This window comes from Microbulbifer maximicatervae (SeqCode) (assembly GCF_052467815.1).
Map to the genome: position 1 here is coordinate 3,373,924 of NZ_CP174326.1, position 17,713 is coordinate 3,391,636.

At 48.6% G+C, this 17,713-nt stretch carries 14 protein-coding genes; 9 read left to right on the plus strand and 5 right to left on the minus strand.

Annotated features, from left to right (window positions below; genetic code table 11):
• A complete protein-coding gene (locus ACJJIW_RS14745) occupies positions 1 to 633 on the minus strand; it encodes a biliverdin-producing heme oxygenase (RefSeq protein WP_444935561.1) in 633 nt (210 codons plus the stop codon).
• 227 nt (positions 634 to 860) lie between these two features.
• Between ACJJIW_RS14745 and ACJJIW_RS14750 the strand changes: the two genes are divergently transcribed.
• From ACJJIW_RS14750 to ACJJIW_RS14765, 4 genes are all read left to right on the plus strand, one after another.
• On the plus strand, positions 861 to 1,376 hold the full coding sequence (locus tag ACJJIW_RS14750; RefSeq protein WP_282933363.1) for a sigma-70 family RNA polymerase sigma factor: 516 nt from the start codon (positions 861 to 863) through the stop codon (positions 1,374 to 1,376).
• Positions 1,377 to 1,405: 29 nt separating this feature from the next.
• Complete coding sequence (locus ACJJIW_RS14755) at positions 1,406 to 2,392, plus strand: FecR domain-containing protein (protein ID WP_444935562.1); 987 nt, start codon at positions 1,406 to 1,408, stop codon at positions 2,390 to 2,392.
• 262 nt (positions 2,393 to 2,654) lie between these two features.
• Positions 2,655 to 5,351, plus strand: a complete 2,697-nt coding sequence (locus ACJJIW_RS14760) for a TonB-dependent receptor (RefSeq protein ID WP_444894284.1) — start codon at positions 2,655 to 2,657, stop codon at positions 5,349 to 5,351.
• Positions 5,352 to 5,369: 18 nt separating this feature from the next.
• Positions 5,370 to 7,790: a PKD domain-containing protein gene (locus ACJJIW_RS14765; RefSeq protein ID WP_444935563.1), complete on the plus strand. Its 2,421-nt coding sequence runs from the start codon at positions 5,370 to 5,372 to the stop codon at positions 7,788 to 7,790.
• Between the two features lie 92 nt (positions 7,791 to 7,882).
• Here the strand turns inward: ACJJIW_RS14765 and ACJJIW_RS14770 are convergent, their stop codons facing one another.
• From ACJJIW_RS14770 to ACJJIW_RS14785, 4 genes are all read right to left on the minus strand, one after another.
• Positions 7,883 to 9,364: a ricin-type beta-trefoil lectin domain protein gene (locus ACJJIW_RS14770; RefSeq protein WP_444935564.1), complete on the minus strand. Its 1,482-nt coding sequence runs from the start codon at positions 9,362 to 9,364 to the stop codon at positions 7,883 to 7,885.
• A gap of 293 nt (positions 9,365 to 9,657) precedes the next feature.
• Positions 9,658 to 9,939 carry a 2TM domain-containing protein gene (locus ACJJIW_RS14775; protein WP_444894281.1) on the minus strand — a complete coding sequence of 94 codons (282 nt, stop codon included), beginning with the start codon at positions 9,937 to 9,939 and terminating at the stop codon, positions 9,658 to 9,660.
• Between the two features lie 165 nt (positions 9,940 to 10,104).
• The gene (gene maiA / locus ACJJIW_RS14780) at positions 10,105 to 10,734 is read right to left on the minus strand and encodes a maleylacetoacetate isomerase (RefSeq protein ID WP_444927426.1); all 630 of its coding nucleotides are present in this window, start codon (positions 10,732 to 10,734) and stop codon (positions 10,105 to 10,107) included.
• A gap of 76 nt (positions 10,735 to 10,810) precedes the next feature.
• Positions 10,811 to 11,941, minus strand: a complete 1,131-nt coding sequence (locus tag ACJJIW_RS14785) for a homogentisate 1,2-dioxygenase (protein ID WP_282933356.1) — start codon at positions 11,939 to 11,941, stop codon at positions 10,811 to 10,813.
• Between the two features lie 273 nt (positions 11,942 to 12,214).
• Here ACJJIW_RS14785 and ACJJIW_RS14790 point away from each other — a divergent pair, with 273 nt between their 5' ends.
• The 5 genes from ACJJIW_RS14790 (at position 12,215) to ACJJIW_RS14810 (ending at position 17,686) form a co-directional block, all read left to right on the plus strand.
• Positions 12,215 to 12,715 (plus strand): MarR family winged helix-turn-helix transcriptional regulator, encoded by a 501-nt coding sequence (locus ACJJIW_RS14790; RefSeq protein ID WP_444894279.1) that lies wholly within the window; start codon positions 12,215 to 12,217, stop codon positions 12,713 to 12,715.
• Positions 12,716 to 12,741: 26 nt separating this feature from the next.
• Entirely contained in the window at positions 12,742 to 13,932 is a 1,191-nt protein-coding gene (locus ACJJIW_RS14795) for an amino acid aminotransferase (protein ID WP_444894278.1), read from the plus strand.
• A 69-nt stretch (positions 13,933 to 14,001) separates the two neighbouring features.
• The gene (locus tag ACJJIW_RS14800; RefSeq protein ID WP_444894277.1) at positions 14,002 to 15,393 is read left to right on the plus strand and encodes a class II 3-deoxy-7-phosphoheptulonate synthase; all 1,392 of its coding nucleotides are present in this window, start codon (positions 14,002 to 14,004) and stop codon (positions 15,391 to 15,393) included.
• Positions 15,394 to 15,613: 220 nt separating this feature from the next.
• A complete protein-coding gene (locus tag ACJJIW_RS14805; protein ID WP_444894276.1) occupies positions 15,614 to 16,222 on the plus strand; it encodes a hypothetical protein in 609 nt (202 codons plus the stop codon).
• Positions 16,223 to 16,978: 756 nt separating this feature from the next.
• On the plus strand, positions 16,979 to 17,686 hold the full coding sequence (locus ACJJIW_RS14810; RefSeq protein WP_444935565.1) for a hypothetical protein: 708 nt from the start codon (positions 16,979 to 16,981) through the stop codon (positions 17,684 to 17,686).
• Positions 17,687 to 17,713: the final 27 nt, after the last annotated feature.

Here is a 17,713-nt window from a genome sequence, read left to right on the forward strand (position 1 = left end):
TTAGGGTGTAGCGGGCGCTAATAATTGTTCGACATTTTGTCGTGCAAAAGCAAAGGCTTGTTTGGCCCCATTGAGGGCTACTTCTTTTTGCTCTTGGTTGAGTTCAAGAGCATCTAACGCAGTTTTGAATTGGCGCCAGTGTAACCCGCGACCGTCTTCATGTCCTGCCAAGTGGCGTGCGCCGAACTCTTCTGATAAATCCAGATGTTTGCGCGCGTACTTGAGAAGGAATGCCGCTCCTAAGTTGGAGCCTTCAACTACGTATAGCCAGCCCAGTGCAGAGTGGAAATCAGTAATTGTGACTTCTGCTGCGGCTTGTTGATCAGCTTTTAAATCGCTCTCGGGCATTTCGAAATCAGCACAGTCCTGGAGGACTGCTTCAGAGCGGTCTCTCTCTTTCAGGCCGGGCAAAAAATTATTTAATTCGTCACTTTGAAACCAATCAGACACCGCTTGATGCAGTCGCGATTGCGTGCGAACAAACAGTGCATACCGCTCGCGATTGGAAAATGGTGACAGGGACATAATGCGTTTATCAAGACTCTCGTGGGTCGTATTAGTGCCTTCTTTCAGCCAAGCGGAAAAGGTGGGCTCTTTCGGTTCAATGGATTGGCATTCTGCTGGATTGCTCACGGGTTTTTTCCAAAACAAATTAAACAATAACCGCCCGGTTATTCCGGTGGCTTTGTAATGGGTGACGGACCAAATTCAAATTAACCCATCCCGTTGATCAATATTTTTTGAAAAATTCACCGGGTTATTCCAAATTGATATAACATTCTCAGCTCAGCCACTTTAAATGAGAATAGATATCATTTACAGTCCCCGCCCTCAAAAGATTACAGCGCAAGGTCTGAGTTTTGGCCCCGGAAACCCCTTCAACCCCAGGATTTGATGAGCTTTACCAAGAGCACCACGAGTGGCTTGTCCGTTGGATAGCGCGCCGAACTTCCGGTGTTGATAATGCCCAGGATTTAGCTCAGGACACTTTTATTCGTCTGCTGGATAGGCCGAGCCTGCCTGCGGGGATTCGAAGCCCGAGGGCTTGGTTAACCAAAGTGGCCGGGAACCTACTGATCGACCAAGCCCGTCGCCAAGTGCTGGAGAAAAATTATTTAGCGCTGCTGGAAAATTTGCCGGAACCGGAATGTCCTTCCCCAGAAGATAAGTGGGAGCTATTGGGGCTTTTGGAGCAAATTGATCAATTGCTCAGTGGTCTGCGCCCGATAGAGAAAACGGTATTTCTAATGGCGAGACTAGACGGCTTAACATACCGCCAGGTGGCTGAGCAGCAGGGGCTGAGCCTTTCCTCAGTAGAGAAATATATCGCAAAAGCCATGCTCAAGTGCTATGCCGCTGCGTACGATAACGAATAATTTTCTATGGACTTGGAACTTGCTTGCTGATGTCAAACGCCCCAGAAAAAAATAGAGAAAAAATTCCTGAAGCAGTACTGTTGCAAGCCGTTAGCTGGCGCGTTCGCCTGGGTTCCGGCGAGGCGCTTGACTCAGAGCGCGATGCTTGCAGTCAATGGCGTTCGGCGGACCCTCTGCATGAACTGGCGTGGCAGCGTTTTGAGCGGATGGAGTCGCCTCTAGATACGGTGGCTCGCCGAGCGCCGCGTTTGGCCCATTCCACCCTAAATCAAACCGATGCAGAAATTCGCCGTTTAAATCGCAGGGCTGCTCTTAAAACCATGGGCGGTGGTGTCCTTGGGGCTTTTGCCGTTGGCCTGGTGGGATATGACACCGGTTTGCTGAAGTATATGTCTGCTGACTATTCCTCTGGTTCTAAGCCGGCCCAATATACTCTGGATGATAAGAGCCAAGTCTGGCTAAACACCGGTAGTGCCATTGAGTGGGAGTCGGGCACAGCAATCCGTTCCCTTGTGCTGACTAAAGGTGAAATGCACTTGACCAGTGCCGCTGACCCGAGGCCAATGCAGGTATCGGTGCCTCAGGGGCAGCTGATTTCCCGTGACTCGCGCTTTTTTGTGCGCAATGGCGATGACCACACGATTTTGCAGGTTGTGGAAGGTGGGGTGCAGGTTCAGCCGAGTGCGGATATAGAGCCCTTTGCAGTTAAAGCGGGTGAGGCTTATCGCCTTACTGGAGCCGGTTCGCTCGCTCTGGACAGCAAGATGTTTGATTACAGCGGATGGATTGACGGGGTGCTTTCAGCTCGGAGCATGCCATTAGGAGCACTGCTTGAAGAGTTGTCTCGCTATCGTGTTGGTTTTTTACGCTGTGATCCGGCATTAAGGGATCATCAGGTTTCCGGGGTTTTCCAGCTTCACGATATCGACACCATCCTAAAAATATTGGCGCGTTCGGCGGGAGCTGAACTGAGCTATACCACGCGCTGGTGGGCAACGGTTCAATTGCCGGGCTGATAGTAAGTCGCATCGCTCCCTGCCTTCCCCTATGCGTTCGGGCTGACGGTTTTTTCGGAACGGGCAACCTTTAATTCCTGCTCTTATTGCCAGATGACCACAAAAAAGTTATCCGAAGGTGTCATTTTTTATTTTTGATGACGCTTTTGATTGCTAGTTTTCCCTCCGAAGCAAAAAAACAAAATAATTCTCATTTAGTTTACGGGTTTTTGGTTTTCGTTCGGCTTCCTAGTTATACACCTGAGAATAGGAAGCCGCTTAAATGCAGTCCCGCGCCCCAAAACATATTTTGCCCACCTTGTTGGCACTGTTGTTGGCCGTAGTTCCCGTATCGAGTTTTGCGCAAGCCCAGCAGGGCAATACAGCGTTGATCGAATTCAGTTTGCCTGCGGGCAATCTGGGGGATGTGCTCAACCTCTACTCGCGTCAGGCTGGGGTAACGCTCTCTTTCGACGAAAACCTGGTGGAAACTATTTCTGTTCCAGCACTATTTGGCAGCTATCGTGCAGAAGAAGCTCTGTTGAGCTTGTTGCGCGGTACCAATCTGCAAGCGGTTCCCGTTGGTAGTGGTGCCTGGCTGATCCAGTCCGCTGGCGAGCAGGATCTGATGGTACTGGACAGCATCCAGGTTGAGACTCGAGATGGTGGTGAAAAAGACCAGGAATTTCGCGAGTCCGGTTCAGTAAATATTCTCACCCAGGAAAATATTGAGCGCTTTCGCGGTACCAGTGTTGGCGATATTTTTCAGGGCACCCCCGGTGTACTTATCAGTGAAAACCGCAATTCCGGTGGTCTGGATGTCAATATTCGCGGTATGCAAGGGCAGGGTAGGGTTCCTGTCTTAATCGATGGCAGTCGCCAGGAAACAACGATTTATCGCGGTTATGCCGGGGTTTCCAGTCGCAGTTATATTGACCCAGATCTGATTGGGTCCTTGCGTATTGATAAAGGCCCAGTAATGGGTGCCGAGGGCACAGGCGCTACCGGTGGCGTTGTCAGTGTAAATACCCTGAGAGCGGAAGATGTCGTAAAACCCGGCGAATTGTCGGGTTTCCGTGTTCGTGTCAGTGGTATTGGAAACAATAGCGAAGCCCCAAAGCCCGGTACCTACGCAGGCTATTACCTGCCGCGAAATGCATATCGCTCCGATTGTCGCTTTGCCAGCTATTGCACAGACGACTATGCAATGCCGGAGAGCTTTGCGCCTGATTACGGTATGGACAGTCCCAGCTTGTTGGATTTCGAAGGTTACGCGGCGAGTTTTGCAGGCGCCCAGCGTTTTGAGTGGGGTGATTTGGTGGTGGCCCACGCTCAACGTGAGCAGGGCAATTACTATGCGGGTACTGATGGTCTCGCACCGGAAGTGATTGTTGGCGAATCTCAAGAGTTGGCCTGGTATACCGAAACCCCGGTCACTCTTGTAGGGGCATCTCCATTCCGCGCGGGCGAGCAAATCCCCAATACCAATTTTTCTAGTGACTCCTGGCTATTAAAAAGCAGCCTCTACCTGCCAAAGGACCAGAGCCTGGAGCTGGGCTACCTGCGCTATAACAGCATTTATGGCGAAATGATGCCCTCCCAGATTGTTTCTTTTGGGCAGGCGCGCCAGTGGCTTGATAGTGAGGTACTGAACCAAACTTATACCGCTCGTTACCGCTGGCAACCCGTAGAATATGACTGGGCAGATTTGCGTATTAATTTCTGGCATACCGATGCGGTTACCGACTTGAATACCCCTGATGTGGGTTCTGTTGAGCTGGAAGACAATACTGCGCGTACCGATGACTATCAGCGATTTGGTTTGGATATAACCAACAGCATGCGCTTCTACCCCATGGGTGAGCTGCGCTGGGATTACGGTATTTCTGCTCAGTGGGAAGATATGGATACCGACACTCCGGCAACCGATAGTTTTTATTCCGGTTCTCGCAGTGGTTGGCGCGATGAATACAGTGCATTTACCAGTATTGAGTGGCAACCATGGCCGGAGTGGACTCTTGAATCAGGGCTTCGCTATACCCGTTTCTCCTCAAAAGATAACAATGCACTCCCGCTAAGTACCAGCGACCCTGCATGTGTTGCTGATGGAGAAGGTGGCTGTTTACCGGTTCACTATAAAAATAATCACTCTGGCACTGCGCCAATGGTGATCCTGACCTGGGAGCCGATTAAGGGCTTACAGTTTTATGCCCGCCATGCACAGGCATTGCGTATGCCGAGTCTTTTTGAAAATACCTCCGGTTGGTCGGTGAGCCCGGCGCTGGATATTCCACTGAGCCCTGAGCACGCTAAAAATAATGAAGTTGGGATTAACTACCTAAATGGTCAGTTATTTGAAGCAAATCATCAGCTGCGTGCAAAAGTAGCTTACTTCGAAAACCATGTTGATGATTATCTGACTCGCACCCAGCCCAATGCCTGGGAAGAGTCCCAAGATGGTCTCGACTTCTTCCGCATGCGTAATATCGACAGTCTCGACTTAAAAGGTTTGGAATTGAACCTTGGTTATGATGCTCACTGGTGGTTGCTGGAGCTAAGCGGTACCAAGTACAGCCATATAGAAGTCTGTAACGTCGGCAGTTACGTTCGCTACTACTGCACAGATTGGGGCATCCCGGAAAGTTATATCAATAACATGATCCCGCCAAACTGGCATGCCAGTGCTCATTTTGGTCTGCGTTTGTTCCGCAAAAAATTGGAGCTGGGTGTGCGTGGCACCTTTGTTGGTGAGCGGAATTCTATCCCTCGTTACAACGCACCCACTAGCTTTAATGAGCCTGTTTTATGGCACAGCTATGAAGTGCTGGATATTTATACCAGCTACCAATTTAACGACAGTTTCTCGATGGATTTCACCGTCGATAACGTGGCCGATAAATATTACCTCGATGCTTTGAGTCTTGGTCTTGTTCCCGCACCTGGGCGCACTGCGAGACTCAGCCTGACTTATCAATATTAATTATTTGGAGCACCACAGATGAAAAGAGCAATTGCCCTATTGGGCATGCTATTTCTGTCTCTCACGCTCGCCGCCTGCGGTGGTGGATCGGGCGGAAGTTCAGTTAAAAAACCCACTGCTAGTATCAGTTTGTTGTCTCCTGTGGATACTACTTTCTCTCTGGCAGATGGTGACGTTACTGTTCAGCTGAATGGAACTGATAGCAGCAGCCCAAGAGATGCGAATCTCACTTACCGGTGGGAGCTGATTGAGTGGCCTGAGCTTAGTTTAGCTGAGCTTACCAGTGCAGATGATGCTTACACTGAATTTACCGCAGACCTTCCAGGGGACTATGTGGTAAGCCTGATTGTCGATGACGGTACTGAAACCAGTGAAGCGGCTCGTATGACGTTGACTGCAACCAGCCCATATCCCGTAGCGATTACTGAACCTGTACACAGCATTATTCTGGGTACGGAAACTCTGGGTCTTGACGGTAGTCTGAGCACGCCCCCGACTGGTGAAACTGGGGACCTGGAATATTTATGGACCCTCGTTGAAAAACCTCTAGATAGTGCCGCATACCTGATAAATAGCGATTCAAGCAAGCCGACATTGCATTTGGATATCGAAGGCGAGTACAGGCTTGAGTTGGTTGTAACATACAACGGCGTTGCCAGTGAGCCCGCAGAAGTTCTGGTGACAGTTTCGGCGGGTGATGCACCTCCCGTTGCAGTGACAGAAGAGCAGACCATTGTTCTCGGTGAGCAAGTTGTATTGGATGCTAGCGAGAGTTATGACCCTGAGGGTAATTCGCTGCAATATCGTTGGAAATGGGATTCCAGTCCAGTTGAAACGGATGGCGTACCAATTCCTGAGTTGAAAGGTCAGACAACCTCTACTCTTAAGTTCACACCTATAGCTGCCGATACTTACAATTTGATTTTGTTTGTTTTTGACGGTGCTAGAAAAAGTGAAGAGCGTGAAGTCACTATCGTAGTGGAAGCCGATTCCGATGCGGAAGTGAATGAGGCTCCAATCGGTGAGATTGAAGCAACAGGTTATTACCCATCCTACAGTATTGGAGAGCAGGAGCTGGGGCTTCGTGCGGAGTTCAATTTTGTTGGCTATGACCCGGAAGGCGATGCCCTGCAGATTATTGATGCTGAGCTAATCGAAAAACCTGACGGCAGCGTTGCAGAATTGGAAGACATTGGCTCCTGGAAGCCAATGGGTAAAAAAATCCAAGAGTTGGATGTTGTAGGCACTTATCGTGTAAGCATGACTGTTTCTGATGGGGCCAACAAGGTGACTTTGGAAGCGACTATGGAAGCGAAGATTGGTAACGTAAATGGTTACCCTTCCACTCGAAGTGTCGAAGCCCAATCCAAGTCTGTTCTGGTGGGAGAACCGCTGATCTTTGATGCTTCCAGTAGTGACCCCAATGATGATCCGATGACTTTCCATTGGGAGCTGGTAGATAAGCCGGATGGTAGTAATGCGGTTATTGAGGCGGTCATTGAGCCCGAGAGTCAGGAGCTTCGCCGAGCGCAGGTAATTACCGATGTGCCGGGTTCCTATACTGCGCGTTTAATCGTAAGTGATGATCGTGGTTTATATGCAAAGACGTATTCTGAAGATGACGGTCTAGCTAAAATTTCCAATGCAGTACCAGAAATTCGCTCCGTAGTTTGGGCGCGCAACTGGGGTAGTCTGTCTACCGGGGAAGATTTCTACCAAATTCTACCGTGCATGTCCCTGTTGCACCGCCCGGTCGTAGTTGACCCGGATGGTGATGAAGTATTCACCTATGAAGAGCTGCATAGCGCTCCAGAAGATGGTGAGTACACGAGCTATCCTGATAGCGATGACTGTGAAAATACGACTGGCACTGTATTTTCCAAGGCGGGCACTTACGTATTCCGCTACTATGCTACTGACTTAATTGATAATGCGCCGAAATATGATTTTGTTGTAGAAGTCGAGCCCATGAGCAATGCTAAGGGCGTTCGTCTGCGGAATATTAACTCCTGGGATGAAAGCCTTTGGCTGCCGATGCCCTATGAGAATATTCCGACTTACGCTACCCCGTCTAACTTGCAATGGGATACCTCCGCGACGGAAGAGGAATACTTGCAGTGGTCAATGACTGCCGTTGACTCCGACTACACGATTGAAAATGTACAGGTTCAGCATATCAATGGTGACTTGAAAAGCCTCGCTCCCTGGTTTGAAGGACTGGAAGAGGGGCAAGTTATAAGTAAAGGCGAGTCTCTTAACTTTAAAACCTGGATGCCGGCTGTGCCTTGTATTCGTACTGATGACAAAGCAGAGGGATTCCATTTCTCTTTCAATATTAAAGAAATTCCGGAATTGAGCTTCACCTATGAAACCTGGGTGGCTGCTGATGACGGTATCTTTGGTGATTGGAGGGAGTGTGAAGCAGGGGAGTTGGATTAAATCTCCAGTGACTTTCGCAAGAACTCGGACATTGTATTTGAGTTGAATAAAAGGGCATCTATCACGATGCCCTTTTTTGTTGAAGCCTGTAGTTAAAAACTACTCTGCTCCCAATCATTGATTGTTTCTAAAGCAAACTGTTGGCTCTTATCGCTTTCATCACATTTGTAAACCTGAAGACGCTCACCTACGTCGGCTGAACTACCCGGTGCGTCTATACAGTAGGTCCAGTTCTTATCGCGATTCTGGATGATTCCACTTTCCTGGATTTGCCATTTTTCCGAATTGCCGCCGTCACAATCCCACAGGTGCATTTTATCGCCGTTATCAGCAGAGCCAGTGTTGAAGTCAACACAGTATTTATTATTACCCTTAGGGCGGAGTTGGCCTTCAGCAGTGTAAACAAACTGCTGTTCATTGCCGGAGCCACAGTTGTTCATATTTAGGTTTGAGCCATTGCTATAGCCCTGGGAGACGGTCATGCACAAGTCAGCATTTGACGCAGAACGGATTCTCAAATAGCCGGGAAGACTTCTCCTTACTCCTACAAAAGGAATTGCCGTGCCAGTATAATTGGGGGTGGTTGCGACTGTATCAGGATCTATCCCAATTGCAGTGGCACCATGTGCGATTGCTGTAAATATGTAGCCGTAGTCGGTATTGCTAAAATCGCCAGAACTATCCCATAGGTGCATCAGCTGTTTGGTTTCAGCGGCTGCGTTGGCTGTTATCTGGTAATGATCGCCAGCCTGGACATTGCCGCAAAATATTCTTTGCGAACTACTGCTGTCTATTGAATCAATGGAGCCGGTAAATTCTTCTGGATCTGCGGTATCTATATCAGGACATAAAAATGCGCTCATCTCGTAAGAGTCTAATGCGGATTCCATTCGATTATTGACGTTGCCTGACTGTCCTCCGGTAAAAATAACGATTACTTTTTTGCCGTTATTTAATAAGTTGCCAACGCTAGGCCATCCTGTACTTTTAAGCGTGGTACGGTAATTTTCTGAGGAAGAAATTTGTTGTAAATATGAAAGCATATCCTGGTAGCTGTACTGGAGGTCGCCCAGCTCTTGTTGGATATACTGGTCAAGCAAATAAATTTCATCTGCATACCAGGCGTTAAACCAATCTAAATTGGTTTTCATATCGATATACAGCATTATTGGCGCTTCAATAGTGTTAACGGAGAGCCAGGATTTGATATCGCCCAGACAGTGTTCCAGACGATCATCATCTCCGTTGCTATTGCACATGTGATTACCGATGTCGTTTTGTCCATGAGCAACATAGGGCCCATGGCTGCTACCCTGCCAGGCACCGTGATCTACGACATCGATTTCCAGTGATCGAAAGCCTTTGTCGAGCCAGTCAGTCAGTGTTTCACCGTTTTCTAGCCGCTCATAGCTGTTATGGGGCTGTAAGTAATAAAGCTCATCAATACGATGCTCACTGGTGGCTGCTTCTGCTTGGTAATCGGGCCAGTGAAAAGTGTCAGCTTTACTGATGCTGGGTATAGATACCGAAAGTGATAGACATAGAGCGCCTGTAGAGAATTTGAGGAAGGACATTGGGGTTCCTGTTATCGTTTTAATAGTATATTTATTATTGTTATATAAAAAGTGTGTTAATACTTTGTTACCAGAACTCGATAATTTAAGCCTGTTAATTAACTGTTTTTTGTCAAACGGCTTGGGATGCGTAGATTTTTATTTAGATTGCAGGTAATTGTTCGTAAGTAGGGAAGTATTTGGAGTTTTGTGTTGAAAGCGAGGGGTTTGGAGAAGAGTACTTTAAGGAAAGTACTCTAACATCTAAAGCATATGCTTGTATTTGGCGATGCTCCATCGTGCACGATTTATTGCTATTTACGCCCCATTCTCTTATCTACCTGCTTTCTCTCCCAATCTTCACCAAAGAAATTAAATAAATTGAAGGTGCTAATTGCATGGGAGGCGAGCCCTATACCCCAGCCAAATGCCGCCCAGAGTGACCATAAGTATCCGGGAGCGAGTATTAAGTTGGCAATTACTAGCCCCGAGATAACCAATAAGTAGGTGATTAGGTGTTGGTAAAAGCTCTTCAGCTTTTTGACATGCTCAATGACTTCTTTTTCTTTGGGGGAGATCTGGTCTTGGGAGTTCATATTGATGACCTCGGCTGATTAGCTACAGCAGTGGGGAATATTATTATTCGAGTTATTTTCAAGTTTGGATAGAGATATTAACCACAGGCAATGAAATGTGGCAAGTAGTGAAATTTTCGAGTGTATGTAGGATGCCCGATGCGACCGGGCATCCATAAAAGGGTACTACACAATACAGTCTGGCTGTTCTGAAGGGTGGGCCTTAATAAAGGCCGGCAGTTCATTGCAAGCGTCTGTGATTTTCTGGATTTTGGGGTACTGGGTCATATCCAGGCCAAAGCGTTCCGCACTGTATACTTGCGGGAGTAAGCAACACTCGAACAACCCTGGATTGTCTCCAGCGGCGAAAGGCGAGGGTCTTAATTGCTTCTCCAGCGCGGAGAAGCCCAGGTGTATCCAGTGCTGAATCCATTGAATTTTTTGCTCATCACTGACTTTGAGTTCAGCCTGGAGGTACTGCAGAACCCTGAGGTTCTGTATAGGTTGAATATCGCTGGCAATACTTTGCGCGAGCGCGCGGATATGTGCGCGGGCCTCAGGCGCTTTTGGAAGTAGCGCTGGTTCTGGGTGGGTTTCATCCAGCCATTCCAAAATGGCGAGGGATTGGGTGAGACTGGTTTCGCCATCATTCAGGGTTGGCAGTAGCCCGTGTGGATTCAACGTGCGGTAGTCGTCTCCGTGCTGATCTCCCTTGAGCAGGTTTACCGGGTGATACTCGTATTCCAGGCCTTTCAAATTGAGCCCGATACGCACTCGGTAGCTGGCGGATGAGCGAAAGTATCCGTAAAGGTCCATTCTCTTTCCTTTTCTTTGTTTTGGCGTTTGGCTGTTTGAATGTCAGCCTTTTTGGTGTTGTCTGGATGCGCTGTATTCACTTTGGCTTCCAGGAGTTTACATAATCTGTTAGCTCCACGGCATGGGCATCCGGGAGAATATCCCAGGGGGTGCGGCTGTCGATCATTACAGCAACTTCATCGGTTTCCTTGCGCGCATGCCGGGCCCCGGTAGCAAATGCCTTGGGGTGGGGGCCGTGGGTGAATCCCATGGGGTGGAGGGTAAGCATCCCCGGATGAATATTGTCGCGGCTAAAGAAGTCACCGCGGTGATAGAAGATGAGTTCATCAAAGTCATCATTGTTGTGAAAGAAGGGGACTTTGAGTGCGCCCGGGTCACTCTCAATCGGGCGAGGTACAAAAGTCGCTACAACAAAACCTTGTGCGACAAAGGTGGTATGAGCCGAAGGGGGTAGATGGTAGCGGTGGCTCATCAGCGGGCGTATATCGCGCCAGTTGATACGAACGGTTAGGTTGTCCCCAGTCCAACCACAGGCGTCCAGTGGGTTGAAGGGGTAGGTAATGGTCGACAGCTGTTGCCGGGCTTTAACTACAACCCGCCACTCATCATCGCCCTGTTGATCGAGAAAGGCTTTATCTATACGAGGCACATCCAGCATCGCCTGGTCAAAAATTGCATTGGGGCCAAGGATGCCTTTTTCGGGGAGCTGAAAATGGCTACCTATCGCCTCTACCATCAATAGTTCCAGCGGCTCATCCTCTGTCGGCGTCAGGCGCCATAAGGTGCCGCGGGGCAGCAGGATATAGTCGCCATCGCGAATAGAGAGATGGCCGAAATCACAGAACAAGTCGCCACTCCCATTGTGTATAAACAGGAGTTGGTCGCCGTCAGCGTTGCGCACCAGATGATCCATAGGCTCCCGGCAGGTCCAGAGGGCGACCTGGCTATCCTGGTTTCGCAGGATCGGCTTTTGATCCCAGGGGCTTGTTCCTTTGTGCTTCATTTGCGTGGCATCAAAAGCGTGGGGACGCAGTGGACCTTCGAACTGGCTCCAGCCGGTGGGGGGATGGCGGTGATAGAAGTGGGTGCAGGGCCCAAAAAAACCCTCTTTGCCCATTTCCCTTTCAAAGCTGTTGGGTGGGAAATCTGCATGGGCTTGGCGGCTTGTATTTCCTTCCGTTCGCGGAAAGCTGATCCACTGTTTCATGGCGTGGCCTCGCTTCTGTGCGGATGGTTCGAAGGGGTGGCGAAAAATTGAGCATCTCAGCGCCACTTACACGCAAATTTCTTGCGCCATAGACCCAATTAGTTCGCAAATATGGCGCAAAAAAACCTATACTGTCCGGCCATTTTTTCGTATGGCCCGGTAACTTTTCCAGAAAGTATTTGTGCCGATAGTGGTTACAATTGAAACCAATGTTAGTTAAATTGAGTATCAGGTACAACCGGGACACCCGAGCAGGCAGGTTTGAGGGCAGCTATGACAATCGAACAAAACACGCGACCCACCGTTGTTGAGAACGACGAGCTGCGCCTCGAAAAGTTCTTACCCTACCGCCTCTCGGTACTTTCCAACCGAGTGAGTAATGCTATTGCGCAAGCTTATGGTGCGCGCTTCCACCTCACCATTCCTGCTTGGCGGGTTATGGCAATTCTGGGCCGTTTTCCCGATTTATCCGCCGCCGAGCTGGTTGAGCAGACGGCGATGGACAAGGTGGCAATCAGTCGGGCCGTCTCGTCCCTGTTAAAGAATGACTACATTACACGCAGTGAAGATCCCGGTGACCGGCGCCGGCAAGTGCTGAACCTGTCGGAGCTGGGGCGTGATATTTATGCCCGCATAGTGCCGCTGGCCCATCAGTACGAGAATGACTTGATGGCATCCCTCTCCACTGAGGAGCGGGAACAACTGGATTGCATTATTGATAAGTTAATGGTGCGCGCGAAGGAATGGTCTGAGCGCGGCCTCGTTGATGAATAAATGAGATAACTAAGAGGAGTTTTCAGATGTTTGAGCATTTAAACAGCCTTCCGCCAGATCCGATTTTGGGCCTTTTGGCCAGCTACCGCGCGGATGAAAACCCCAGCAAAATTGATCTCGGTGTGGGCGTCTACAAAGATGAGGCAGGCCATACCGCTGTCTTGCAAGCCGTTAAGGAAGCAGAAACCCGCCTATTGCAGGGTGAGGAAACCAAGGCCTATATCGGCCCGGCCGGAACTCCGGGTTTCAACACCGCCATGCAGGAGCTGGTACTGGGTGCCGGGCATCCTGCGTTGGTGAGCGGTCGCGTTCGCTCAGCTCAAACTCCCGGTGGATGTGGTGCTTTAAGAGTTCTGGCGGAATTGATTGATCGCGCCAAAGCTGGGGCAACCGTATGGGTGAGTGACCCCACTTGGGCTAACCATGTGCCGCTTCTGGGTAATGCGGGCTTGCAAATCAAGAGCTACCCCTACTACGACCGCGCTACCAGTAGTTTGCAGTTCGACAAAATGGTCGAGACTCTGAAGGATGTGGGTGAGGGCGACGTTGTTCTTTTCCACGCCTGCTGTCATAACCCCTGTGGTGCGGATCTGTCCCGTGAGCAGTGGAAAGTGTTGGCGGAAATGGCGCAAAAGCAGGGCTTCACACCGTTTATCGATATGGCCTATCAGGGCTTTGGCGAGAGCCTGGAAGATGATGCCTACGGCCTGCGCTTGATGGCTGAATCTGTTCCAGAAATGCTGGTTGCGGCTTCCTGCTCGAAAAATTTTGGCCTCTATCGCGAACGTGTTGGCCTGGCTATGGTGATTTATGCGAATGGTGAAGCTGCCGATAAAGGCCATAGCCAGATGCTGAGCGCTATTCGTGGCAACTATTCCATGCCACCTTCCCACGGTGCTGCCATTGTAGAATCTATTCTTACTGATGCGGGACTGAAAGCGAACTGGGAAGCTGAGCTGACCGAAATGCGCGAGCGTATTAACGGTTTGCGTGCTGGATTGGTAGAAGGGCTCGCCGCAGCGGGTGCTGCCGGTGAGTTTGGCTTTATCCGCCAGCAGAAAGGGATGTTCTCATTCCTGGGTATCAATCCTGAACAGGTACAACAGCTACAAAAAGACTATTCCATTTATATGGTGGACTCTAGCCGAATCAGCATTGCCGGCCTGGGCTCCATTAATATGGAATACTTCTGCAAGGCTGTTGCCAGCGTGCTGTAATTTCGGCACATTTGGGGGTGAGCAATATGCTCACCCTTAAGATTTATCCTTTAGAAGTAAGAGTGAAAGATGGAAGTTGAGCTAGGAGTCCCAGTGCCCGAATCCCCCACCCAAATTTGGACCCCCCAGAGCTGGCGAAACTTCACCGCACATCAACAGCCCCAATACACCTCTGCTGAAGACGTTACCCAGGTAGCTAAACAGCTCTCTGGTCATCCGCCCCTGGTCTTTGCGGCAGAGGCTCGCGAACTTCGCCGTCAGCTGGCTCAGGTTGCCGAGGGGAAAGCCTTCCTTTTACAGGGTGGTGATTGTGCTGAATCTTTTGCCGATTTTAATGCAAACCGTATTCGCGATACTTTCAAGGTATTGTTGCAGATGGCTGTCGTGCTCACCTTTGCCGGTAACCTGCCGGTGGTGAAAGTTGCGAGAATGGCCGGCCAGTATGCCAAACCCCGTTCGGCGAATACCGAGACGGTGAACGGAGTAGAACTGCCCAGCTACCGTGGCGATATTATCAACGGTATTGATTTTACCGCTGAAGCACGCATACCTGATCCACAGCGGATGGTAACTGCCTATAACCAGTCTGCTGCGACTCTTAACTTACTGCGGGCCTTTGCCCAAGGTGGTTTGGCAGATTTGCACCAGGTACACAAATGGAATCTCAGCTTCCTGAAAAATAATCCACAGAGGGAGAAGTACGCCCAGTTAGCTGAGCGCCTTCAGGAAGCTTTAGAATTTATGGCGGTATGTGGTGTTACCTCTGAAAACACCCCCGCAATTCGTGAGACGGTACTCTATACCTCTCACGAAGCACTTCTACTCGAATATGAGCAAGCGCTGACTCGCACTGATAGCCTCACTGGTAAGTGGTATGACTGCTCTGCACATATGTTGTGGATTGGTGAGCGCACACGACAGCTGGATGGTGCTCATGTGGAGTTTCTTTCTGGCGTTTGCAATCCGATTGGGGTGAAAGTTGGCCCCAATATGCAGCCGGATGAGTTGTTGCGTTTGATCGATAAACTTAACCCTGAGAATGATGCGGGTCGCCTCACCTTGATCACCCGGATGGGTGCCGATACCCTGGGTGAAAAGCTACCGGCTTTAGTGCGCGCTGTGCAGGCGGAAGGGCGCTCAGTGGTATGGAGTACGGACCCGATGCATGGCAATACCGTTAAAGCGGGTAACGGCTATAAAACGCGGGATTTTGATAAGATCCTGCGGGAAATTCGTGAGTTCTTTTCAGTGCATTGGGCTGAGGGAAGCCATCCCGGCGGTATCCATCTGGAGATGACCGGTCAGCATGTTACCGAATGTACCGGTGGCGCCTGGAAAATTTCTGAGTCAGATTTAGCTAGCTGTTACCGCACCCAATGCGATCCGCGTTTGAATGCCGATCAGGTATTGGAGTTGGCATTTTGTGTTTCTGAATGGTTGCGAGCAGGTCGAATTTCTTGATTTGCAGTTCGCCATAGTTCAGAGATCTTGAATCTAAATCCCCTTATCTTGACCCTTTGGTTTAGGTAAGGGGTTTTTTTATTTTCCCAGCGTAAAATTACCGCTAATTTACCTTCCCTGGTTGCCTTCTTCATTGTAAAGAGATGCCCGGTTTGCATTTCAAAGGTTAATGCTGATAATTCCATGGGTTAACTGATAATGACAATCTTTGGGGATGGATATGAAGAAGATCAATTCATTTATGCTGTTAAAGGTGGATAGTATTGTAAAGCAGCTATTCTTGCCATTTTTTGCGCTGATGATAGGTTGCGCCTTAATTATTCTTCTTGGTGGCTACTTTGAAATACCTTATTGGGGGGTGTTATTAAGTGTAGCTGGTTTTTGTTTCGCAACTAAACCTCTAGAAAAAACAATTCGCCCTTTATCTTTCCAATTAAATCGATTCCCACAACGGGATGCTATTGAAGCCACAGTCAGATATAAGGCCGCGAACATTAAGGGGGCTTTAGTCTCTGCAAGTATAGAGGGTGATAATTTGCATGTGGTAACTGAGGGGCATAAGAAATCAGGTGAAATCAAGCTGCCAATTGATGAGGTTGGAGGTAAGTTATCTTCTTTTCTTGTTGAGGCTGTAAGTAATTTGGAGGGAATAACTTCTCTCAACGACAATGCTCAGATTAAAGAGACGGGCATGGACGTCCATAAGAAAGTTAATCTTGAAAATATAAGCCTTCTTCGGATAGGCAATATACGTCACTTTTTGACAGTCAAGCTAATCCTGATTCTTGTGGGTATTTCTTTGAATGTGTGGATGTTGAGTTTTGTTTGATGCTGCGGTATTTGGGTGAGTTAGGTGGGATACTGGCTTTACCTAAAAAATACAATTATGGGGTTTCTGATTAACGGAAAGGTGGTGTAATAGTGCGTACTCTGGAATTTTTGCTAGGTTTAAGTCTTGTATGCCTTGGAGTTTACAGGGCAATCAATATTGAGATCGATATTTACGCGATAATGCTAGTCGTGCTTGGTGTAGGTTTAATGGCACGATGGTCCGGTTCCTCCAGTAGGGGGGAGGATGATGGTTGGTATGATAGTGATTCAGATAGTAGTTCGAACGGCAGCTCCTACAGTAGCGATGATTAGGTTATCTCGTCTGGCAAACTGTTGTTAAAGATTGCTATATTGGCCCGTTGTGCGTGCGGTAACTTGCATTTGTCAGGATGATCTATTGCGCTGTTGATACTCGCCGATTCTATGTGCAGGAGCCTTGGTTTGTAGGGGGAGAGGCAGCTCCCTTTCTGATTAATCCCCTGGTATTTCATTCCCCTTTCTATAACTGGCATGACTATATTTTCAATATAGTTATGTCATGTTCACATGCAGAAAGAGCACAACTCAAGATTGTCGAAGAGTGTGGTGTTCAAATTATAATCGAGATTGCTAGAGAAAGCTTAGAAATAGGGTGTAATCGATTTTGGTCTTTAAATCTGTATCATGTACCATTTTGCACTGGCTTGGAGCTTAAGTGAGTTGTCCGCAGTGCTAGCTAACCAGTTTGAAACTGGTTTTATAGGGATAGAGCAAAATGACAGATATGGTAGAGGGACATTACTCAGTCAGTCGCAGGAAGTTTTTGGCTGCAAAAATATTGGGGGTATTGTCAGCATTAGTAGCAGTGCTATGGGCACTTACCCAGTATCTATTTCCTGAGCCCATGATTTACCTATACGGCATATGGCGCCCTGAGTATTTTGTAGCCTTTATGGCTATTGTGATTGTGTGCACTTCGCTATCTCTGTGTATTTGGAGCTACTTAAAAAATCGCTACCTATTTGGTGTGGTTGTGGTTTTGGCTTATTCGATCTCTTGTTTTTCATTTTTTATTCTGGGGAAGGAGTATCACAGTCCGGATTTTGCTGCAGTTCTTCCAAAAACGACTTCTGAAGGAGGTGTTGTTTACCTGCAAGGGGTCGAGATCCATCACAATCATTGTGTAAGGCAGGGCGGTACAGTGCAGTGCCGTATGACAGTGACTAATCGGAGAAGTCATCAAAAAGTAAGGCTTTCCTCCTGGCGCCTGATTATGAAAGATGGCGCTGTCTTCAAGGAGTATGAGGCATTTAGGGGGGGGCAGGAGGTGAGGGGGATGGTACATCTGGAGCTTCCCCGCGGTTCTGAGGCTGAGCTGGAAATCGTATTTTTTGAAGTCCCTGAGAACTATACTGAAATCTTGAATCTCGGTTTTAAGGCTGGGGGTAAAGAGTTTGGATTTAAAAACATAAATGTCAGGTAGTTTCTTCTAAAAATAGAAGGGTAATGG